Source organism: Halomonas sp. GD1P12, assembly GCF_025725645.1.
Classification (GTDB): Bacteria; Pseudomonadota; Gammaproteobacteria; order Pseudomonadales; family Halomonadaceae; genus Vreelandella.
In genome coordinates this window covers 1,167,837-1,189,430 of sequence record NZ_CP107007.1, presented here as the reverse complement: position 1 = coordinate 1,189,430, position 21,594 = coordinate 1,167,837, and the positions used below count along the sequence as shown (strand labels likewise).

Below are 21,594 nucleotides of genomic sequence, written 5' to 3'. Positions count from 1 at the left end.
TCATTCATTTTCGTCCCAGACGATTCATAGACGACAGGTACCGATGGCGAAGAAGCTCTTCATCAAAACGCACGGCTGCCAGATGAACGAATACGACTCCTCTCGTATGGCGGACCTGCTGGGCGAGTCCCATCAAATGGAACTCACCGACAACGAGAAAGAAGCCGATGTAATCCTGCTCAATACCTGCTCCATTCGCGAGAAGGCCCAGGAAAAGGTGTTTCATCAGCTGGGGCGTTGGAAAAAGCTCAAGGACGCCAACCCGGATCTGGTGATCGGGGTCGGCGGCTGCGTGGCGAGCCAGGAAGGCGAGGCGCTGAGAAAGCGCGCGCCCCACGTGGATATGGTGTTCGGCCCGCAAACGCTGCACCGCATTCCAGCGATGATGGATGCGCGCAGCGATGCGGCGGCTTCCGGCGGCAACATGATCGCCGCGGTGGACGTCACCTTCCCGGAAATCGAGAAGTTCGACCACCTGCCAAAGCCCACCTCCGACGGCGCGACGGCGTTCGTGTCGATCATGGAAGGCTGCTCGAAGTACTGCACCTTCTGCGTGGTGCCCTACACCCGCGGCGAAGAGGTCTCGCGGCCTTTTGAGGCGGTGATGGACGAGGTCATTCACCTGGCCGACCAGGGCGTGCGCGAGATCAATTTGCTGGGCCAGAACGTCAACGCCTACCGCGGCGACAACCAGCTCGGTGAAGAGATCGATCTGGCCGAGCTAATCGCCTGCGTGGCGGCGGTGGAAGGTATCGACCGCGTGCGCTTCACCACCTCGCACCCGGTGGAGTTCACCGAGAGCCTGGTCGAGGCTTACGCCGAGATTCCGGAGCTCGTGAGCCACCTGCACCTGCCGGTACAGTCCGGGTCTGACGCGATCCTGTCGGCGATGAAGCGCGGCCACACCCGCGACGAGTATATCGCCAAGATGGAGCGTATCCGCGCCAACCGCCCGGACATCAGTTTCTCGTCGGACTTCATCATCGGCTTTCCCGGTGAAACCGAGCAGGATTTCGAGGACACGATGGATCTGATCCACCGTATCGGCTTCGACCACTCCTTTAGTTTCGTCTACTCGGCGCGCCCGGGTACCCCGGCGTCCGGCCTCGAGGATGACACGCCGGAGAGCGTCAAGAAGCAGCGCCTGAAGATTTTGCAGGACCGCATTCTGCAGCAGGCCGGGCAGATCAGCCGACGCATGGTGGGCTCGACCCAGCGCATTCTGGTCACCGGCTTCTCGCCGAAGGACCCGGGCCAGCTCTCCGGGCGCACCGAGAATAACCGCGTGGTGAACTTTCGCGCCGCCAACCCGGCAGAGCTGATCGGCTACTTCGTCGATGTCGAGATTACCGAAGCGCTGCCCAACTCACTGCGCGGCGAGCTCGCCTCTCCCGAGCGATATTGAGGCTGATTTAGCCCAGGTAATTGCCCAGGTCCCGCCTGGGCATTAAGCTCTGAGTTACACACATCAACGAACGGGTCGACAACTTTTGAGCCAGCCATCCTCTCAGGCCAACCGCATCATCACTTTAAGCCTTGAACCCAACGATCCGCAGCGGCTAGCAAGCCTTTGCGGTCAGCGCGACGAGCACCTGAAACTGATCGAAGACCGGCTGGACGTCACGCTGAGAAACCGCGGCAACATCTTTCAGCTAGCGGGCCCGGCCAACCGTATCAAGGCGGCCTCGAACGTGCTGGAGCACCTGTACCGCGAAACCGCGGCCAGCGAACTCTCCCCGGACACCGTGCACCTATTCCTGCAGGAGTCGGGCCTCGAGGCGCTGGAAGACGAGGAAGAGAGCGAGGACGGCAGCGGTGACGTGATCATGCGCACGCCACGCACCATGATCAAACCGCGCGGCTTGAACCAGCAGCGCTACGTCACCAGCATCCGCGAGCACGACATCAACTTCGGCATCGGCCCGGCGGGTACCGGCAAGACCTACCTGGCGGTGGCCGCGGCGGTCGAAGCGCTCAACAGCCAGGAAGTGCGCCGCATTCTACTCGTACGCCCGGCGGTCGAAGCCGGTGAGAAGCTCGGCTTTCTGCCAGGCGATTTGGCTCAGAAGATCGACCCGTACCTGCGCCCGCTCTACGACGCGCTTTACGAGATGATCGGCTTCGAGCAGGTCGCCAAGCTGATCGAGCGTCAGGTGATCGAAATTGCGCCGCTGGCCTACATGCGCGGGCGTACGCTCAACAACGCCTACATCATTCTCGACGAGAGCCAGAATACCACGCCGGAGCAGATGAAAATGTTCCTGACCCGGATCGGCTTTGGCTCGACGGCGGTGATCACGGGGGATGTGACCCAGGTCGACCTGCCCAAGGGCCAGCGCTCGGGGCTCATTCAGGTGCTCGACGTTTTGAAGGACACACCGGGGATCGGCGTGACCCACTTCGCCGCGAAGGACGTGGTGCGCCACCCCCTGGTTCAGCGCATCATCGAAGCGTACGACGCCTTCGAGTCCCAGCAGGAAGCCGAAGAGCGCGCCCAGCGCGAAGCGCGCCAGCAGGAGCGCGAAGCCCGAATGGCCGCGCGTGACAGCGCCCCGCGCTGGGACGGCGGGCGATGACCGATATCGTGATCGACCGCCAGGTGGCGGTCAGCGCCGACGATCTCCCCACGCTTTCACAGCTCACCCACTGGGTGGGCTGTGTGTTTTCCGAGCACCCGGAGGATTCACGCCACGAGCTGACCATCCGCTTCGTCGAACCCGACGAAAGCCAAGCGCTGAACCGCGACTACCGCGGCAAGGACAAGCCGACCAACGTGCTCTCCTTTCCCTTCGAAAGCCCGCCGGGCGTGGATCTTCCACTATTGGGCGATCTGGTGATCTGTCATGATGTTGTCGCCCGCGAGGCCGGCGAGCAGCAGAAATCGCCGAGTGATCATTACGCCCACATGGTGATTCACGGCACGCTGCACCTGCTGGGGTACGATCATATCGACGACGACGAGGCCGAGGTCATGGAGGCGCTGGAGCGAAAGCTTCTGGCCCGCCTTGATATCGCCGACCCCTACTGCGTATAACGTTCACTTTCGACGTTTGACGCCACATTTGTCCGACACACTCGTTCGTAACCAAGAGACCTGACGCAATGAGCGAAGATCCATCGAGCACGTCCAATCAAAAATCCTGGCTCGAGAAACTCTTTAGCGCCCTCACCGGTGACTCCGATGAGCCCAGCTCCCGCGACGAGCTCCTCACCTTCCTGCGCCACACCGCCGGCAAGCTGAAGCTCGACCAGGACGCCATCATGATCATCGAAGGCGCGCTCGAAATCAGCGACCAGCAGGTGCGCGAAATTCTCATTCCCCGCTCCCAGGTCTCGGCGATCGCCATCGATCAAGCCAGCGACGGCTACCTGCCACTGATTCAGGAAACCGGCCATTCGCGCTACCCGGTGATTGGTGAGAACCTCGATGACATCAAGGGCATCCTGCTGGTCAAGGATCTGCTGCCACTGCTCTCCCAGTCCCAGGAGCGTCGCGACGCCTTCATGTTGGAGGACGTGCTGCGCCCGGCGATGTTCATTCCCGAGTCCAAGCGGCTCAATAGCCTGCTCAAGGAGTTTCGCGATACTCATAACCACATGGCGATCGTGGTCGACGAGTACGGCGGCACCGCGGGCATCATCACCATCGAGGACATTCTCGAGCAGATCGTTGGCGATATCGAAGACGAGCACGATACCGACGAAGAGGACGCCATCCGCCGACTCGACAACGGCCATTTCGCCATCCGCGCGCTCACCCCGATCGAGGACTTCAACGAGCGCTTCGATACCGACTTTTCCGACGACGAGTTCGACACCGTCGGCGGGCTGGTCATGCAGCAGTTCGGCCATTTGCCCGGGCGCGGCGAGTACACCTGCTTCGGCGGCTGGCGCTTTACCGTGCTCAACGCCGATAACCGCCGGATTCGCCTGCTCGAAGCGCATCCTGACACCAGTGACGCGTCCGGCTCGGCCGATACCGACGACGCCGATTGACGCCCCCGCTAACAGGATGACACGACCGTGTTGACGTCCCCTTTTGCGCTTCAACTGCTGGCCGCGCTGGTGGCCGGCGGCTTTACTACGCTGACCGCCTCTCCCTTCGAGCTGTGGTGGCTCGGCCCTGTCGCCGTGGCGCTGCTGTTTTTCGGCCTCGAGCGCCTCACCCCGGCGCAGGCCGCGCTCAAGGGCTGGGCGTACGGGGTGGCGCTGTTTGCCAGCGGTACCTCCTGGGTCTACGTCTCGATTCACGACTACGGCTATACCGGCGTGCCGCTGGCGGTATTTCTGACCGCGCTGTTCGTGACGGTGCTGGCGCTTTTCTACGCGCTGACGTTCTGGGTGTTTCGGCGCTTTTTCGCGACCCGCCTGACGTTCTTGAGCTTCGCCGGTCTCTGGGTACTGGGCGAGGTGCTGCGCACCTATCTCTTCACCGGCTTTCCCTGGCTGCTGCTGGGCTCGGGCTACGTCGACTCGCCCCTGGCCGGCTGGGCGCCGCTGGGCGGCGTCTATCTCTTGTCGCTGCTGGTCGCGCTCAGCGCCACGCTGCTGGTCGGCGTGCTGCGCCGGCGCTTCTGGATGGCGCTACCGCTGGCGGCGATCTGGCTGATACCGCTGGCGCTTCCGGGCCAGTGGACCACGCCGGCCGCCACGCCGACGCGTGTGGCGCTGTTACAAGGCAATCTTTCCCAGCTGATCAAGTGGACGCCGGAAGGTCAGCGCGCCGCCGCCAACATCTACAGCGAGCTGACCCGCTCGGTCGCTGACGACGCCGAGCTGATCCTCTGGCCGGAAACCGCGGTACCGATGTTCGAGTACCAGGCGCGGCCGGTGCTCGAGCGCATCCAGGCCACGCTCTCGCCGGACACGTCGCTTCTGACCGGCATCGTTCAGCTGGACGAAGAGAATCGCTACTTCAACAGCGTGATCGGCGTAGGCAACGTCACCGGCAGCTACCAGAAATCGCATCTGGTGCCCTTTGGCGAGTACCTGCCGCTGGAGAGCCTTCTGCGTGGGGCGATCGACTTTTTCGACCTCCCCATGTCGAGCTTCACCAAAGGCGATGCTGTGCAGGTGCCGATGCAGGTCGGCGATCTGCGCATCGGTAACGCGATCTGCTATGAAATAATTTATCCACAGCTGGTGGCCAGCCGGGCGCTGGAGAGCGACGTGATCGTCACGATTTCCAACGACACCTGGTTCGGCGCCTCGATCGGCCCGCACCAGCACCTGCAGATGGCGCGCCTGCGGGCGCTGGAAAACGGCCGCTATGTGCTGCGCGCCACCAGCAACGGCATTACCGCAATCATCGACGCCAACGGCCAGTTGGTGAGCCGCGCGCCGCAGTTCGAAGCCACGGCGCTGACCGGCGAGTTCTACGCCATGACGGGGCAAACGCCCTTCACCCGCCTGGGCAGCTGGCCGGCCTGGCTTCTGGCCGCGCTGATGGGCGCGTCAGGCGTGGTGACCCGGCGCACGCGCACGACGCTGCTTTAAGCACCAGGGTGCGGCATTATGGAGCAGCCGGGGCGCTTGACCGGCTTTGGGGCGCTGGCATAATGACGCCATGACTACTTCTCGCCCGTTTCTACTGCTGATCGTCGCCCCGCTCGCCTTCACGGCGGTCATCGGGGCGGTGATTTTTGGCAATCAGGCGCTCTCCGCCAACAAGGTGGACGACGAGATTCGCCAGGCGATCGCCGCCGAGCTTGCGACCTCCGCAAGCGTCGAGCTTACCCAGCTGCAGGAAGTGCAGTACGGCTACGGCGTGTGCGGGCTCTACCAGACCGCCGAGTCCGACAAGGGCCTCGCCTCGTTTTTCTACGACACCACCAATCATCGCCTGATTCTGGACGTGAACTCCCGCGCCTACACCGCCAACTGCGGGCTCTCGTCGGTCTGCTGACGCAAACCGGTCACTGCCCGATCACGGTTGTTCAATGATTGCCGTTAGCTAATGGTCGTATCCAAAAAAGCGCCTTTTCAAGGCGCTTTTTTGCGTTGAGCGCATAAGCGCTTAGCCTTCGTCGATCACGCGGCGAAGGTCGGCCAGCACGTCCTGATTCGAATGCGGGTCGCGCACCAGAAAGCGCGGCTGGCCTTCATCGTTGAAGGCGAACACGGCGCTGGAATGGTTGACGATGTAGTCCCCGCGCTCGTTGGGCTCCTCGAAGCTGTAGGCGATACGGTAGCGGTTGGTCAGCGCGTCGATCTCTTCCTTGTCGCCGGTCAGCCCGGTGAATTCCGGCCCGAAGGCGTCGGTATAGCGCTTGAGCACCTCCGGCGTGTCCCGGTTCGGGTCCACGGAGATCAACAGCATCTGCACGTCGTCGCGCTCGTCGTCATCGAGCTCATTGAATATCGAGGCGAAGCGTGCCAGCGTCAGCGGGCAGACGTCCGGGCACTGGGTGTAACCGAAATACACCAGCGTCGTCTTGCCCCGATACTCCTCGGCGCGAGCGGGCTCGCCATCGTCGTTGGTCAGCGAGAATTGAAGCGGCGGCATGATCTCTTCGATATCCGTGGTGCGAAACTCTTCGTCGCTACACCCGGCCAGCAAGGCGACCGCCAGCAGCGGCCACGCGACTTTTTGCATACTCGGTACTCTCCTTGCGATGGTCACGTTCTCGGCGATCCTCCAGGCGGCGCGTATCAAAGCGAGGTGGGCGAGACGACCTCGAAGGTCACCGGCAGCGTTTCGCCATCGAACTCGAGGGTCACCTCGACGCTGTCGCCCACGGCGAGCGGCACCACGCGCTCCATGAACATCAGGTGATGCCCACGCGGGGCAAAACTGAAGGTTTCTCCCGCCTCGACTTCGACATTCTCGACGCTTTGCATGTGCGCCATGCCCTCGTGCTCGCTGCTTTCGTGCATCTCGACCGCCTCGAACGCCTCGGTATCAGCGCCGGTGAGCGTGACCGCCTCGTCGCCGGCGTTCTCGAGATCGAAATAGCCGGCCCCTGGGGTATTACCGGGCAGCAGGCTCAGGCGCGCGTTGGACACGCTGATATCGCTTGCCTGAGCGCTCGCCGCGCCCAGCAACACGGCGGCGCCGAGCAGCGCTGACACGAGCGGACGTGGGGTATTGGATAAAACGTTCGCCATGACGAGGCTCCTGAGTGTTGAATCGAAACGACAGCGCCCAAAGCGCTTTGTTGATGGCTACTACCTTAGCGCTCTTTGGCGCCGCTGCCACCGCAATGCGACAATTTGTCCGTTAACGGCGCGCGTAAAAAAGCCCGGCGGTGCCGGGCCTTGAATGCGCTGGCGGCTATGCGCTGGTCGGCTCGCTGCCTGTGTCGTTTGGGCCATTGTTGGAGGTGGTTTCAGGCGCCTCTGCAGGTGCTTCTTCAGACGGCACTTCTCCCAGCACCTCGGGAATGGTTTGGCGCACGTAGCGCCCGGGCGCGGCTTCGATCACGCTGAGCTTGCCACTGCCGGGTACGCGGGCAGCCACGGTTTTCTGCGTATCGGCGTAGCCATTCTGGGTCATCCACGCCTGCCAGTGCGGCCACCAGGAGCCTTCGTGCGCCTGGGCGCCTTCGAGCCACTGCTCAGGCTCGGCGGGAAGTGCATCGTTGGTCCAGTAGCCGTACTTCTGCTTGTGCGGCGGATTGACGATACCGGCAATGTGGCCGGAGCCGCCCAGCACGAAGGTCACCGGCCCCTTGGGCAAAAGCGCGCCAAAGTAGGTGCTGTTCCACTTGGCGATGTGGTCCTCTTTCGTAGAGACGAAGTAGCTCGGCGTGGAAACCTTCGAAAGGTCGATCTTCACGCCGTCGAGCTCGACGCCGCCGGGCTCGACCAGCCGGTTCTCCAGATACATGTGGCGCAGGTACCAGCCGTGGGTCGACGCGGGCAGGTTGGTGCCGTCGGTGTTCCAGTAGAGCAGATCGAAGGCGGCGGGCACGTCGCCTTTCAAGTAGTTGTTGATGAAAAACGACCAGAACAGATCGTTTTCGCGCAGCAGGTTGAACGTGTAAGCCATTGAGCGCCCGTCAAGGTAGCCCTTGAGGTTCATCGAGTGCTCGATGCCCTGCACCACACCTTCGTTCAGGAACACGCCGATGTCGCCCGGGTCGCGGAAATCCTGCAGCGTGGCCATGTAGGTCACCGACTTCACCTTACGCCCGCGCCTAGTACTGTTGAGATACGCCACCGTCGAGGCAGTGAGCGTGCCGCCGACGCAGTAGCTCATCAGGTTCACGGATTTCTCGCCGCAGGCGCGCTCGATCGCCTCCATGGCGCTGATGGGCCCCAGCTGCATGTAATCCGCCCAGGTGATGTCGTGCTGCTCGGGCCCCGGGTTGCGCCAGGAGATCAGAAATACCGTATGGCCCTGGTCGACGAGCCACTTCACCAGCGAGTTGTCCTCGCGCAGATCGAGAATGTAGTACTTGTTGATCCAGGGCGGCACGATCAAAAGCGGCGTCTTGAACACTTTCTCCGTGCTCGGCGTGTACTGAATCAGCTGCATCAGCTCGTTTTCATACACCACGGAGCCCGGGGTGACGGCGATGTTGTCGCCGATGCCGAAGGCCTGGCGGTCGGTCATGCGAACGTTGATACCCTCGGCGGAGTTGGCCAGATCCTCGCGAAGTCGCGAAAGCCCCTCGACGAGATTCTGCCCTTTGGTTTCCAGCGTCCGCCGTACCACTTCCGGGTTGGTGGAAATGAAGTTCGACGGCGACATGGCGCTGACGAGCTGGCGGGCGTAAAAGGTGAGGTTTCGCTTGCTCGCCCCTTCAAGACCGTCGAGGTTGCCGATCAAATCGTCGACGGACTGCGAAAACAGCAGGTACTGCTGCATTAGCGCCAGATAGAACGGCTCCTGGGTCCAGGCGTCGTCCTTGAACCGGCGATCGCCCCTGGCGGGCTGGATCAGCGGGGTCACCGACTCCCCGGAGAGCGTGCGCAGCCCCTGCTGCCACAAAAGCCACTGATCCTGCATCAGCCGCGCCTGGGTTTCCCACAAAAGCGTGGGGTTACCCATCAACGACCGGGCGGCGGCCTCGAAGCTTTGGCGCATGTCGCTGTACACGGAATCGGCGGCGTCGCTCGGCGCCATTTTGGCCAGAAGCTCTTCCATCAGGCCCTGATACTGCTCGCCGACTTTCTCAAGCGCCTCTCTCCAGACCACCAGCTCTTCCTGGCTGAGCCCTTCCGGCGCCGCACTCCACGCTGACTGCATAAGCCCCTCCCCTCATGCTCTCTCTTTTCGCACCCACTTCGCACTCGGTGCGCGCTTTATCCCTGGATCCAAAAAAGACGGCGCCCGAAGGCGCCGTATTGAAAGCGTTTACTTTTTACGCGTGGACTGGCTGCTGGGGTCGCTTTTGGCACCGCCCGCCTGCTCGCGCATTTGCTCGCCGGCGGCGCTGGCCTGTTCACGCATCTGCTGGCCGGCGTTGCTTGCCTGCTCGCTCATTTGGCGGCCAGCGTCGCTGAAGAGCTTCTCCATTTCGGATTTGAACTGCAGGCTCATCTCGCTCATCGCGCGGGCATCTTCCTGCATCTGCTCGGAGAGCTCTTTCATCATCTCGGCTTGCTTGGTCCCGAAGTTCTTCAGGCTTTCCGCGTCGCTGACATCGGTGGCCTTGCGCAGCCGGTCGGTGCCCATCTGGCTGTAGCGCTGCATCGCGTCCAGCTGGTAGTGGGTGAGTTTTTCCATGTTGTCGAGCATCAGCGAGTTCATCTTGCGCATCGGCTCGAACATCTGGCGGGTCTGGCTACTGAAGGCGTCGAACATTTTATCCTGCATGGTCCTGTCTCCTTTCAAGGCAATGAGGCGGCATTCACGTTGGCAGATGGGTGTTGTAGTGCTTTTTCGTACGCGCCGCTTGAAGGCGATACCGCGTACTCCGATCCACGAAAGCAAAGCAGAAGGCACGCCTGCCTGCGGCCAAAGCGCTTTGCCACGCGTTGTCTTGCCCGTTCAGCGCCATCCAGAACCCGCTTTTGCGGCGTTTTTCAAACCAGAAGGGCGCGCCCTCTTTTTAACCCGAAACGCTTGCCCGGCGCTATCGAAACAGCGTAACGATTGCCCTGGCGTTTAGCAACGCAGCCCCGAGCTATTCTTTGGCCCGCGAGCGTGACGAGGCGCTGGCCCGCGCTTTGGATGCCGGCTTCTCCGGCTCGGCCTCGGGCGCCTCGCTTCCCGCGCTGGCGCTGGCGTTACCCGCCTGTTTCAGCATATCCAGCATCATCTGCTGGTAGGTACCGAAGTGGGCAAGGCCCTGGGACAGCCCCTGGGAGAGTCCTTGAGAAAGCCCCTGCTGCATCATCGGCTGCTGCAAAAACGGGCGCATCAGGCTCATCGGGTCGTAGCCTTCGACACCCGACTCCATCTGGCGCTGGATGCTGGTCAACAGGTGCTGCTGAAAGGCTTCGACGTCGGGCAGGCCCAGCGACTGGCGAAACTCTTCCGGCGTGAGATCGAACTCGACGTTGATTTTCATGGCCGACTCCCCTTGCGTGATGTGGCTGAATTGCGCGTGATCCGTTGAGCGTTCTGGCGACTCGCCGCCAGAAGGGGCGGCGGTCTGCTCTTGTGTGAAGTGTAGCAGCGCCCTGCGTTCGGGTTTAACGCTGATTCAGGCGCGGCGTATCGACACGAACGTCGCCGTTCTGACCGCGATGGCGCAGCAGATGATCGAGCAGCGTGATCGCCATCATCGCCTCGGCAATGGGCGTGGCGCGAATGCCCACACAAGGGTCGTGGCGCCCCCTGGTGATCACTTCGACCGGCTCGCCGTGCACGTCGATCGAGCGCCCGGGCGTGGTGATGCTGGAGGTTGGCTTCAGCGCCAGGCGCGCGACGATCGGCTGCCCGCTCGAGATACCGCCGAGAATACCGCCGGCCTGGTTGGAGAGAAAGCCCTCCGGAGTCAGCTCGTCGCGGTGCTCGGTGCCGCGCTGGGTCACGCTTTCAAAGCCGGCGCCGATCTCGATGCCCTTCACCGCGTTGATGCTCATCAGGCCGTGGGCAAGCTCCGCGTCGAGGCGGTCGAACACCGGCTCGCCAAGGCCCACCGGCACGCCGTCGGCGATCACGGTGATCTCGGCGCCGATCGAGTCCTGGTCGCGGCGCAGCTGGTCCATGTAGTTTTCGAGCTCGGCCACGCGGTCCGGGTCCGGGCAGAAGAAGGCGTTCTGCTCGACGCTCTCCCAGCCCTTGAAGTCGATCTCGATGGGCCCGAGCTGACTCATGTAGCCGCGCACCTGAATGCCCTGGGCGGCGAGCACCTTCTTGGCGATGGCGCCGGCGGCAACGCGCATGGCGGTTTCACGGGCGCTGGAGCGCCCGCCGCCGCGGTAGTCGCGGTGGCCATACTTGTGGTGGTAGGTGTAGTCGGCGTGGGCCGGGCGGAACTGCTCCTTGATTTTGGAGTAGTCCTTCGAGCGCTGGTCGGTGTTCTCGATCAAAAGGCCGATCGAGGTGCCGGTGGTCTTGCCCTCGAACACGCCAGAGAGAATGCGAACCTCGTCGGCCTCCTTGCGCTGGGTGGTGTGGCGCGAGCTTCCCGGGCGGCGGCGGTCGAGCTCGACCTGCAGCTCCTGCTCGCTGATCTCGATTCCCGGCGGGCAGCCGTCGACGATGGCGCCAAGGGCCACGCCGTGGCTCTCGCCGAAAGTGGTCACGCTGAAAAGCTTGCCGAACGTATTGCCAGACATGTCGCTAGTTCCTTACGCAAAAGACGCCGCGTGGGCGTCGAGTTCCGCGGCGCTGATGGCAAAGACGCCCTGGCCGCCGTGCTCGAATTCAAGCCACATGAAGCCGACCTCGGGAAAGGCCGCCTCGACGTGGCGATCGGAGTTGCCGACCTCAACGATCAGCCAGCCGTCGTCGGTCAAGTGATTGCGCGCCTGGCGCAAAATGCGCCGCACGATGTCGAGCCCATCAGAGCCTGCGCCAAGCGCCAGCGCCGGCTCGTGGCGAAACTCCGCGGGCATGGTGGCCAAATCGCGCGCATCGACGTAGGGCGGGTTGGAGACGATCAGATCGAAGCGCTGGCCCGAGAGCCCGTCGAAGACGTCGGATTCGACCGCGCGCACCCGGTCGCCGACGTCGTGGCGGGTGATGTTCTGCTTCGCCACCGCCAGCGCATCGGGGCTCAAGTCCGCCAGCGTCACGTGGCTGGTGGGCAGCACCAGGGCCGTGGCGATACCGATGCAGCCCGAGCCCGTGCACAGATCGAGCACGTGCGCCGGCGGTTCTTCGTCGAACCAGGCGCCGAAGCCGTCGAGAATCAGCTCGGCGATCGGCGAGCGCGGAATCAGCACGCGCTCATCGACATCGAAAGGAAAACCGGCGAAGAACGCCTCGCCCAGCAGGTACGGCAGCGGCGCCCGAGTAGTGATCCGCCGGCGCACCAGCTCGATGATGCGCTGGCGCTCGACGGGCAGCAGGCGCGCATCCTGAACGCCGGGGTCGACGTTCCAGGGCAGGTGCAGCGCGCCCAAACACAGCGCCACCGCTTCGTCCCAGGGCGAGTCGGTGCCGTGGCCGTAGTGCAAACCAGCGACGTAGAACTCGCTGGTCGCCCAGCGCAGATAGTCGCGCAGCGTGATCAGATCGCTGGCCAGCGCCGACTCCGGCAGGGAAAGCGTTGAGGGAGAAGTCTCGGCATTGAGGTGCGTGGTCACAAGGGCTCCTGGCCAGGCGAGCCGAAAGCGTCGGGCTTCCGGCCCATCAAGGGGTGAAACGTGAAAAACGTCGTTGGCTTAACATCGGGAAATGATTGTACCTTCGTCGTCGCCCGGTTCACAGCGCCGCCAGGGCCGCTATACTGTGCCGTTCACGCCATCGTCCACACCGCCGTTTTTCATTTTTTTGTGAGCCTTTCATGTCGCGACGCCGCCACTCGCCCAACGATGAAGAGATCAGCGCCTTTCGCCAGGCGCTCCAGGAGGCCGGGGTGCGCCAGATCAAAAGCGACCTGGCCGACCCCGGCCGGCCCAAACGCGAGCGCGACGCCCAGGCCGCGCGCCGCCAGGCGGCGGTCAAGCAGGACGCTCAGGTCACGACCGGGCGCACCTCCGATGGCCGGGTCGAGGCGGTGCGCCCCTCGGAGTATCTCGAGTTTTGCGTGACCGATCTGCCCTACCGCACCTTCAGCCAGCTCAAACGCGGACAAACCTCCTGGCAAGCGGGACTGGACCTTCACGGCTACACCCTGGAAGAGGCGCGCTTGGAGCTCGAAAGTTTTCTGACCGACGCCGCCGCCCAGCATCTTCACTGCGTGCTGGTGGTCCATGGCAAGGCGTGGGGCGCGACGGCGGATTTTCCGGTGCTGAAAAGCCACACCAACGCCTGGCTTAGAGAGTGGCCCGGGGTGCTGGCGTTTTGCTCGGCGGTGGACGCCGACGGCGGCACCGGCGCGGTTTATGTGCTGCTGCGAAAGCGTGGCCGCTAGCGGCGACTGTCTTTCCTCAGTCCTTTTTCATCCACTTTTTCATCCACTTTTTTCATCTACTCTGTCGCCTCCGATGCCACGCTTGGCATGCGTCGTTCGAGCGCTTCATCGGTCAAGTGGCGGCCGAGGCGAATCAAGTCCCGGGCGCGGTGGAACTCGTAGGTGCTGCACACCGTTTTCGGTACCTCGATCAACACGTCCGGCGGGTAGCCCGCTACCTTGTACTTGGCCAGTGCCGCCTGGGTGATATCGAAGGACTCCAGAATCATGTCGAGCTTGCCCCACTCGCGCTGCCCACGCGCCTCGATGCTCTCCTCTTCGACCCACTCGTCGTCCTGAGCACCAAAGCCGTCCCATAGCCGTTTCGTCGCCGCGCGCACCCCGTCCATCCAGCCGCCCAGGTTGGCGTCGTGGTCGCGCTCAAGGCGTGTGCGCTCGTCCTGCTCGTCGACGGGCAGAAGCTCCTCGAGGCTTACGAGCTGAGGGCTCTGGGCAGTGACGTTCACCGCCACGACCAGATCCGCCTCGTGGGCGGAGAGAATCGGCATCATCGGCAGCGGATTCAAAAGCCCGCCATCGACCAGCACCTGATCGCCCAGATGCACCGGGGTGATCACCCCGGGCACGGCGATCGAGGCGCGAATGGCGCGCAAAAGCGGGCCGCGCTGAAACCAGACTTCGCGCTGGCGGACAAGATCCGTTGCCACCGTGGTCACTGGAATGGGCAAATCCTCGATCAGCGTATCGCCGATCAGCGCCTCGAGCTTGTTCATCACCTTGTTGGCGCGCATTGCGCCCATCGGGCTCCAGGTCACGTCGACCAGTTTCAACACGTCCAGGTAGTCCAGGTTGCAGACCCACTCGCGGTACTCGGCCAATTTGTTCGATGCGTAGATGCCGGCGATCAGCGCGCCCATGGAGCAGCCGGCGATCGAAATGATCTCGAAGCCGCGTGCCTCGAGCGCTTCGATCACGCCGATATGGGCATAGCCGCGGGCACCGCCGCTGCCCAGCACCAGGGCGACCTTCTTGCCGTGACCGTCTTGTTGAGGAGAAATATGGCTTAACGCTTGCTCTGTTGGCTTGCTCATTCGACGTTCCGATCTGTTCCGTTTTACACGTTCATCTGGCGTTTGCAGTAATCCACGATGGTGGCCGCGACGGCCTCGACGGCCTCAGCCTCCAGGTGCAGATGATGGCCACCCAAAAGCACCTGCCGCGTCAAATCAGGCACCTGCTGGCGGGCCTTGTGCGCCCAGTGGCGCTCGCCCAGAATGCCGCGATCGCCCTCGATAAGCAGTACTGGCGCCTGAATACTCGCCAGCATCGCCAGCACCTGCTCCGGCGTAAAGCGCACCAGCGACGGCTTGAGCAGGCGCGCGTCGGTGCGCATCTCGAGATCGCCCTGGGAGCTTGCCCGGGTATTACGCTCGACCACCGGGGTGATGGTCGACGCACTCACCGGCGTCACGCCGCCGGCCACCCGCGCGCCGACCGCGCGATCAATATCCGCGTAGCGCGGCGTGCGCGACGCCTGACGTCGGTGGGCCAAAAGCCCCTTTCTCAGCTGCTCGGTGCTCTGCTCGGCCTCGGTATTGAGCGCCCCCAGTCCGTCGATGAGCAGCAGCTTCTCTACGCGTTCGGGCAGCGCGGCGGCCAGCAGGCAGCTCACCGCCGCCCCCATCGAGTGAGCCAGAAGCGTGGCGCGTTCGATTTCCAGCTCGTCCAGCGCGTCGAGCACATCGAAAACGTAGTCCCACAGCGCGTAGTCGGTTTGGTCGGGCCCGTGGGCGGAGTGGCCGTGGCCGCGAAAATCGAGCGCGACGATGCGAACGCCGAGCGCGCGCGCCAAATGCGGGGCCAGGCGCGTGAAGCTTGCGGCGTTGTCCAGCCAGCCGTGCAGCGCCACCCAGACCGGCGCCTCGACGCTTCCCCATGCAAGGCCCGCCAGGCGGCCACTGGCCAGCGACAGGGGCCTGGGCGCGGTGCTTGCCACCTCCACCATAAGCGTTCTCTCCGTGTGCGCGTTTTTCGTTTGATGACGCCTTATGGCGTAAACGTTACCATGCCGGGCCCGGTGCCTGGAGCGCCGCGTTTTCAAAATTCTGCGCGCCACGCTCGACACGCGCTGATACGCCAACCGTCATCCACCCCTTCGCCAGATGAGTACCGTTATGAAACCTCGCCGTGATACCCGCGCCCGCAATGCCGTCTTTTTCATCGCCGTGACCAGCGCCATCGTCGTGGGGCTTTGGCTCGCACGTTGAAAACCGGACGTTGAAAACCGGGTACGGCTTCAACCTTGCATTTCAAGACTCGAATATTAATACTGTATATACATACACTATTTGATTGTTCGAGGACGTCACGATGCCGTCTCAACCCGCCCACGTTGCGACAGCCTGGCCGTTAACCTTTCAACCGCTGGCGTTTCCCACCCTGTACGCGCGTGCCGGCTTTAGCGGATTTCCCTCGCCGGCGCAGGATTACGAGCAGCGCACGCTGGATCTGAACACGCGGTTGATCAAGAACCCGACGCAAACGTTCTACCTGACGGCGATCGGCGACAGCATGGAAGGCTGGGGCATTTTCCACGACGATTTGCTGGTCGTGGACCGCAGCATCAAGCCGCGCCTTGGGCACATTCTGGTAGCGCTGCTCGAGGGCGAGGTGTTGATCAAGCGCTACGCGCTCTACCAGGGCACGCCGCACCTATGCTCCGCCCACCCGCTCTACCCACCGCTGCCGCTATCGGGCACCGAGTGCCAGCTGTGGGGCGTGGTGCGCGCGGTGATTCACGAGTACGTGTCGTGATCGGCCTGGTCGACGCCAACAACTTCTACGTCAGCTGCGAGCGCGTTTTCCAGCCCGAGCTCGACGGCCAGCCGGTGGGCGTCATGAGCAACAACGACGGCTGCATCATCGCCCGCTCGGAAGAGCTCAAGGCCATGGAGATCCCCATGGGCGTGCCGGCGTTCAAGCTCGAGGGGCTGCGCCGCGCGGGGCGTATTCATCTCAAGTCATCGAACTACGAACTCTACGGCGACATGTCAGGAAGGCTCTGCCAGCTTCTGCGCGACGCCTGTCCGGCGGTGGCGCCCTACTCGATCGACGAAATGTTCGTTTATCTGGACGGGCTCTCACCCGAGCAGTGCCAAGCGGTGGGCGAGGCGCTTCGCCGCCGCATCCGCCGCCACCTGGGGCTTCCCGTCTGCGTCGGGCTTGCCCCGACCCATACGCTGGCCAAGCTGGCCAACCACGCCGCCAAAAAGCGCGCGCGCTACCAGGGCGTTTGCCTGCTGGACGCCGCGTCCAGAGAGACCGCGGCGCTATTAAAAGAGCTTCCGGTAGGCGAGGTGTGGGGCATCGGGCGGCGGCTGGCCGAGCGGCTGGCGGTGCAGCGCATTCACACCGCCTGGGATCTGCGCGAGTGCGACCACCACGACCTTCGCCGGCGCTTCTCCGTGGTGCTGGCGCGCACGGCGCTCGAGCTTCGCGGCACGTCGTGCCTTTCCATGAACGCGGTGGACGAGCCGCGCCAGCGCATCATGACCTCGCGCTCCTTCGGCAGGCCCACCGGCGACAAGGCCGATGTGTACAGCGCGCTGAGCCGCCACGCCCAGCGCAGCGCCGAGAAGCTACGCGAGCAGCGAAGCCTGACCCGGGCGGTGATGATCTTTCTCGCCACCAACCGTCACCGCCAGGACCAGCCGCAGTATTTTCCCCACGCCATGATTCCGCTCGCCGCCCCCAGCGACGACACCCGCGTGGTGCTGGCCGCGGTGCGCGAGGGGCTCGAGCAGATCTACCGGCCGGATCACCGCTTCATGAAGGCCGGCGTGATGCTGCTGGATCTGGTCGACGCCGAGCAGTATCAGCTCTCGCTTTTGCACCAGCCGCCGCGCCACCGTCATCACCCGGCGCTGATGGCTACACTCGACGACATCAACCGGCGCATGGGCCAGAACAAGGTGCGCTTTGGCGTCGAGCCGGAAGAGGCGTCCTGGCACCTGCGCTGCGGCCACCGCTCGAACCGCTTCACCACCCGCTGGGGCGAGCTGATGAAAGCCGGCACCCATCCAGGGGCCATCGAGGCGTGTGCCGAGCGGAAGAAGCCGCTACCCTAAAGGGCCTACTCGAAGTTACGTTATATCTCATGCCGCTTACCCGCCCCGACAGGGAGTTCGCCCCCGCCCCGGACCGCATCCAGCGTTTCGCAAGCCGCTACATCGGCCGCCGCCTGACCCGCCATAAAGCGCTGGGCGCCCCGGACATGGACGCTGTGAAAAGAAGCCGCCGCTGGGTGATCGTTTGGGCGGCGCTGGCGGGAATCGTCTCGGGCACGCTGATCGGCGGCGCCGAGTGGTGGATGCGCGAGATACTCGTCGACGACTGGGAGGCGCTGTCGCTTCGCGAACAGCTGCCCTACTGGAGCGGCTACCTGGCGTTCGCCGGCGTGGTCACGCTGCTCGAAATCGGCTTTCTTTACTGGAACTCGCTGCGCGGCGTAGCGCGCATGATGCACTTTTGCGGACTCGACTACCGCCACCGCTCGCCCCAGCCCCCCACGGTGGAGCTGACCCTGCAGGGCGCAGCCCGGGTGGCGCTGGAGTACCCAAGCCCCGGTAGCCCCGTTTATGGCGTCGACCCGCACGCGTATCTTCGCGGCTGGAAGCTGACGCTGCGCGCCCTGCTCTACCGGCTCAAGGTCAGCCTGAGCAGCTTCCTGCTTCGCATGGTCATGCGCCGCCTGCTCGGGCGGCTGACCCTGCGCGGCTTCGTTCCCTTTCTTGTCGCGCCGCTCTACGCGTTATGGAATGCCTGGATCGCCGCCCGCGTGACCGAGGATGCCTGCCTGCTCGCCCTGGGCCCCCAGCGCATCGACCGACTGATGCCGCGCATCGAGCGCGCTCCGGAACACATCCGCCGCCTGCTCGCCCAGGGCGTGGGCGAAATGATCATGCGCAACCAGCACCCGCATCCGAACCTGGTGCTGCTGCTTTCGCGCGTATTGGCCACGCTTCCAGGCGCCCCCAGCGACCTGACCGTGGCGTGGCCAAGCGCTCTGGACGAGTTTGCGCGACTTGACGAGGGCGAGCGCGCACCGCTTCTGAAAAACCTGACCCAAGCGGTGCTGTTGAGCGGCGGCTACCGCGGCGCGCGCAAGCGATTTTTACGCCAGGTGTTCGCCCGCTGCCAGACACCGCTGACCCATGAGTTCATCGCCGGGCAGCGCTGCGAGATGGCATCGAACGATCAGCGCGGCGCGAGCGCCTGACGCAGACGCGGGCTTAAACGCTCCCCAACCAGAATCATCAGCAGCAGAACGCCCAGCAGGTACGGCCAGTGCTGAGCGAACACGACGCTATAAAGCCCCAGCACGTCGGCAAAGATCACCAGAATGCCCAAGGGGCTTACGTAGCGCGCCATCAATAGCCACAGCGCATAGAAGCGCGGGCCAAGCCCGAGCTCATCGCGCATCACGTTCTTGTTGAGCAAAAACCCGGCGACGAAAATGGTGCCCAACCCGCCCAGCGGCATCAGCCAGCGCGAGGTCAGATAGTCGAGCCAGTCAAAGAAGGTCTTGCCCGCCAGCGTCCAGTCCGCGCCCACGTTGAACGAGAGCATCGCAGCGGTGCTGATCAGCCACAGCACGATGCCGGTGCCCCAGGCCGCCGAGCGGCGCGTAAAGCCCTTGTTGTCGCAAAGCCAGGAGACCGTGGCCTCGACCATGGAGATCGACGAGGTGAGCGCGGCCATCGAGAGCATGATGAAAAACAGCGCGCCGAACAGCGACCCCAGCGGCATCGCCTGAAAGGCAACGGGCAGGCTCATGAAGATGAGCCCCGGCCCACCCGCCGGGTCCATGCCGTTGGCGAAAATGACCGGGAAGATGGCAAGACCGGCCATGAGCGCGACGAGCGTATCCGCCAGCGCGACGCCGAGCGTGGTGCGCCCTATGGAGGCGGTCTTGGGCAGGTAGCTGCCGTAGGTCAAAATCGCCCCGGCGGCCAGCGATAGCGTGAAAAACGCGTGTCCCAGCGCGGCCAGCATCCCGGCGCTCGAAAGGCTTCCCGTGTTGAACGAAAACAAAAACGCAAAAGCCTCACCGAAGCCGCCGGAGAGCGCGCCGAAGCCGATCAGCACCACCAGCATCAGCACCAGCCCGGGCATCATCCAGCGCACGCTCTTCTCGATGCCCTCCTGAACCCCCTTGCCCACGATCACCATGGTGACAAGCGTCACCAGCGTGCTCCAGAACCCCAGATTCCAGGGATTGGCGTTATTGGCCTCGAACACCGCCGCGAGCTCGTCGACACTGCCACCGCTGAGCCCGCCGCTGAGCGTCTTCCACAGGTAAGAGAACGACCAGCCCGCCACGACCACATAAAACGACAGGATCATGAAGCCGGCGAGCATCGACATCCAGCCCAGCGCCGACCACGCCGGTGAGCGCCCGGAGCCGGTTGCCATGCGGCGAAAGGCGTCGACCGGGCTTCCCTGGCCGCGCCGGCCAAAGGCGATCTCGGCCATCATCACCGGCACGCCCACGGCCAGAATGCAGATCAGATACACCAGCACGAAGGCGCCGCCGCCGTACTCGCCGGTCATATAGGGAAACTTCCAGACGTTGCCAAGCCCCACTGCGGAGCCGGTCGCCGCCAGCAGAAATCCCCAGCGGCCCAGCCACTGCGCGCGCGGTTGTTCAGAAGACGCCATGCCTTTTCCCCTGCCTTGAAAAAAAGGCGACATCCTGGCGGATTTGGACGTAAAAGCCCAGGGGTTTTGCGCTAGAGCGCGCGCGCCTCGGCGTCCAGGCCCTGGGCGGTGTGATCCACGCGCTTGAGTATGAGCAGAATCACCGCGCCCAGCGCCACCAACGCGCCGGCCAGCCACAGCCCCAGCCGGTAGTCGCCCACGGCTTCGGCAAGCGTTCCGGTCACCGCTGGCGCGATGATTTGCGCCGCGCCGTAGGCCAGTGTCAGCTGGCCCATCAACCTTGCCGGGTTATCCGGATAAAGCCGCCCGGCCATGGTCAGCACCAAACACACGCAGCCCAAAAAGGTGCCGCCATAAAGCACTGCGCTCAGCAGCAGCGCGGCCAGGCTCGTGCTCCAGAGCGGAAGCCAGATCCCTACCACCTGAATGGCCATGGCAAGACCCAGCGCCGCCAGGTAGCCCAGCCGCCGGGCGACGAAGTCCCATATCACGACCGTCAGTGCTGCGGAAAGCCCCACCAGCGCAAACGCCCAGTTGCCGGTACCGGCAAGCAGCGGTTCGCGCTCGACGATGGTGACGAGGAAAGTAGCGTTGACCACGTAGCCGTACCCGGCGCAGAAGTAGGCCGGTACCATCAGGCGCAGAAAGATCATGCTGACGGGGCGAGTCGTGGCGGGTCTGGGCGCGGCGCTGGCAGCAGGCTTTTTGGGAGAGGGTAGCCACCGCCAGGCGGGCACAACCAGCAAGGCGCCCAGCGCGGTCAGCCAAAGCCACTGGCCGCGCCAGTCGATGGAAAGCGAAAGCAACCCCTCCACCGCCAGCGCCGCCAGCACGATGCCAAGCCCCAGGCCCGCGAAGTGAATGCCAAGCTCGCGTCGGCGCTTGTGTTCGATCAGCCAGTGCAGAATCAGCCCCGAAGCCAACAGCATCGAGGCGCTGCTGGAAAGCCCGGCCAGAAAGCGCAGCAGGGCCCAGAGCCAGACGCTTTCGGTCAGCGCCATGCCAAGAGTCGTCACCACCGCCAGCAAGAGCCCGGCGCGGTAGAGCTTATCCTTGAGCGCGAGACTCCCGGTCGAGGCGGCGAGCACCGCACCCAGCATGTAACCTGCGTAGTTGAACGCGGCCAGCCATCCGCCTTCGGCGTCGTTCAAGAGCCCGTCGCCCTGCATCACCGGCAACAGCGGCGTATAGGCAAAGCGCGCAACGCCCACACACAAAAGCTGGCTGAAAATACCGGCGAGCAGCACCTTGTAGCGCTGCAGGGAGATCGAGGCGGTCAAGGGCGGCTCCGTTACCTTATATGCATTATTGTTGAACCATCAACGCATGATAAGGCGTCCGGCGCCAGCCGTCATGACCACCTAAGTCGAGTCAGCGATTCGTCGAACGATCAGGGCACAGCAGAGAACACGTTCTCGCTGGATTTGTGCCAAACTGGATAGCCTACTCACAAGCC

Annotated in this window: 21 protein-coding genes; 10 read left to right on the top strand and 11 right to left on the bottom strand. The window is 63.7% G+C overall.

Going from position 1 to position 21,594, the window contains the following annotated elements; all coding sequences use genetic code 11:
• Positions 1 to 43: 43 nt before the first annotated feature.
• The 6 genes from miaB (at position 44) to OCT39_RS05530 (ending at position 5,905) form a co-directional block, all read left to right on the top strand.
• Positions 44 to 1,405 (top strand): tRNA (N6-isopentenyl adenosine(37)-C2)-methylthiotransferase MiaB, encoded by a 1,362-nt coding sequence (gene miaB / locus OCT39_RS05555; protein ID WP_263586686.1) that lies wholly within the window; start codon positions 44 to 46, stop codon positions 1,403 to 1,405.
• Between the two features lie 85 nt (positions 1,406 to 1,490).
• Complete coding sequence (locus OCT39_RS05550) at positions 1,491 to 2,576, top strand: PhoH family protein (RefSeq protein ID WP_263586685.1); 1,086 nt, start codon at positions 1,491 to 1,493, stop codon at positions 2,574 to 2,576.
• Positions 2,573 to 3,034: an rRNA maturation RNase YbeY gene (gene ybeY / locus OCT39_RS05545; RefSeq protein WP_263586684.1), complete on the top strand. Its 462-nt coding sequence runs from the start codon at positions 2,573 to 2,575 to the stop codon at positions 3,032 to 3,034. The genes OCT39_RS05550 and ybeY overlap by 4 nt, the downstream gene beginning before the upstream one ends.
• A 68-nt stretch (positions 3,035 to 3,102) precedes the next feature.
• Entirely contained in the window at positions 3,103 to 3,996 is an 894-nt protein-coding gene (locus OCT39_RS05540) for an HlyC/CorC family transporter (RefSeq protein WP_263586683.1), read from the top strand.
• A 27-nt stretch (positions 3,997 to 4,023) separates the two neighbouring features.
• Positions 4,024 to 5,496 (top strand): apolipoprotein N-acyltransferase, encoded by a 1,473-nt coding sequence (gene lnt / locus OCT39_RS05535; protein ID WP_263586682.1) that lies wholly within the window; start codon positions 4,024 to 4,026, stop codon positions 5,494 to 5,496.
• Between the two features lie 70 nt (positions 5,497 to 5,566).
• Positions 5,567 to 5,905 carry a hypothetical protein gene (locus OCT39_RS05530; protein ID WP_263586681.1) on the top strand — a complete coding sequence of 113 codons (339 nt, stop codon included), beginning with the start codon at positions 5,567 to 5,569 and terminating at the stop codon, positions 5,903 to 5,905.
• A 111-nt stretch (positions 5,906 to 6,016) separates the two neighbouring features.
• On the opposite strand, the gene OCT39_RS05525 is transcribed toward OCT39_RS05530, so the two are convergent.
• The 7 genes from OCT39_RS05525 to prmB form a co-directional block, all read right to left on the bottom strand.
• Complete coding sequence (locus OCT39_RS05525) at positions 6,017 to 6,595, bottom strand: SCO family protein (protein WP_263586680.1); 579 nt, start codon at positions 6,593 to 6,595, stop codon at positions 6,017 to 6,019.
• A gap of 56 nt (positions 6,596 to 6,651) precedes the next feature.
• Positions 6,652 to 7,107 (bottom strand): copper chaperone PCu(A)C, encoded by a 456-nt coding sequence (locus OCT39_RS05520; RefSeq protein ID WP_263586679.1) that lies wholly within the window; start codon positions 7,105 to 7,107, stop codon positions 6,652 to 6,654.
• 166 nt (positions 7,108 to 7,273) lie between these two features.
• Positions 7,274 to 9,193, bottom strand: coding sequence for a class I poly(R)-hydroxyalkanoic acid synthase (gene phaC, locus OCT39_RS05515; RefSeq protein ID WP_263586678.1), 1,920 nt, complete (start codon positions 9,191 to 9,193; stop codon positions 7,274 to 7,276).
• A 108-nt stretch (positions 9,194 to 9,301) separates the two neighbouring features.
• Positions 9,302 to 9,763, bottom strand: a complete 462-nt coding sequence (locus OCT39_RS05510; protein ID WP_263586677.1) for a phasin family protein — start codon at positions 9,761 to 9,763, stop codon at positions 9,302 to 9,304.
• A gap of 310 nt (positions 9,764 to 10,073) precedes the next feature.
• Positions 10,074 to 10,460, bottom strand: a complete 387-nt coding sequence (locus OCT39_RS05505) for a hypothetical protein (protein ID WP_263586676.1) — start codon at positions 10,458 to 10,460, stop codon at positions 10,074 to 10,076.
• Positions 10,461 to 10,584: 124 nt separating this feature from the next.
• Positions 10,585 to 11,676, bottom strand: a complete 1,092-nt coding sequence (gene aroC / locus OCT39_RS05500) for a chorismate synthase (protein WP_263586675.1) — start codon at positions 11,674 to 11,676, stop codon at positions 10,585 to 10,587.
• Between the two features lie 12 nt (positions 11,677 to 11,688).
• The gene (gene prmB, locus OCT39_RS05495) at positions 11,689 to 12,648 is read right to left on the bottom strand and encodes a 50S ribosomal protein L3 N(5)-glutamine methyltransferase (protein WP_263586674.1); all 960 of its coding nucleotides are present in this window, start codon (positions 12,646 to 12,648) and stop codon (positions 11,689 to 11,691) included.
• A gap of 200 nt (positions 12,649 to 12,848) precedes the next feature.
• Between prmB and OCT39_RS05490 the strand changes: the two genes are divergently transcribed.
• Positions 12,849 to 13,418: a Smr/MutS family protein gene (locus tag OCT39_RS05490; RefSeq protein ID WP_263586673.1), complete on the top strand. Its 570-nt coding sequence runs from the start codon at positions 12,849 to 12,851 to the stop codon at positions 13,416 to 13,418.
• Positions 13,419 to 13,474: 56 nt separating this feature from the next.
• Here the strand turns inward: OCT39_RS05490 and OCT39_RS05485 are convergent, their stop codons facing one another.
• Both OCT39_RS05485 and OCT39_RS05480 read right to left on the bottom strand, forming a co-directional pair.
• Positions 13,475 to 14,509: a patatin-like phospholipase family protein gene (locus OCT39_RS05485; protein ID WP_263586672.1), complete on the bottom strand. Its 1,035-nt coding sequence runs from the start codon at positions 14,507 to 14,509 to the stop codon at positions 13,475 to 13,477.
• Between the two features lie 23 nt (positions 14,510 to 14,532).
• Positions 14,533 to 15,423, bottom strand: coding sequence for an alpha/beta fold hydrolase (locus OCT39_RS05480; RefSeq protein ID WP_263586671.1), 891 nt, complete (start codon positions 15,421 to 15,423; stop codon positions 14,533 to 14,535).
• 365 nt (positions 15,424 to 15,788) lie between these two features.
• Here OCT39_RS05480 and OCT39_RS05475 point away from each other — a divergent pair, with 365 nt between their 5' ends.
• Genes OCT39_RS05475 through OCT39_RS05465 form a run of 3 tightly spaced genes read left to right on the top strand, consistent with a single transcriptional unit; the run spans position 15,789 to position 18,696 of the window.
• Positions 15,789 to 16,232, top strand: coding sequence for a LexA family protein (locus OCT39_RS05475; protein ID WP_263586670.1), 444 nt, complete (start codon positions 15,789 to 15,791; stop codon positions 16,230 to 16,232).
• Complete coding sequence (locus tag OCT39_RS05470; protein ID WP_263586669.1) at positions 16,229 to 17,545, top strand: Y-family DNA polymerase; 1,317 nt, start codon at positions 16,229 to 16,231, stop codon at positions 17,543 to 17,545. Before OCT39_RS05475 ends, OCT39_RS05470 begins: the two co-directional genes overlap by 4 nt.
• 29 nt (positions 17,546 to 17,574) lie before the next feature.
• A complete protein-coding gene (locus OCT39_RS05465; RefSeq protein ID WP_263586668.1) occupies positions 17,575 to 18,696 on the top strand; it encodes an LBF_2804 family protein in 1,122 nt (373 codons plus the stop codon).
• Here the strand turns inward: OCT39_RS05465 and OCT39_RS05460 are convergent.
• Positions 18,675 to 20,138, bottom strand: coding sequence for a sodium-dependent transporter (locus OCT39_RS05460; RefSeq protein WP_263586667.1), 1,464 nt, complete (start codon positions 20,136 to 20,138; stop codon positions 18,675 to 18,677). The two genes, OCT39_RS05465 and OCT39_RS05460, sit on opposite strands and share 22 nt — an antisense overlap.
• A 71-nt stretch (positions 20,139 to 20,209) precedes the next feature.
• Entirely contained in the window at positions 20,210 to 21,418 is a 1,209-nt protein-coding gene (locus OCT39_RS05455; protein ID WP_263586666.1) for a YbfB/YjiJ family MFS transporter, read from the bottom strand.
• Positions 21,419 to 21,594 lie beyond the last annotated feature (176 nt).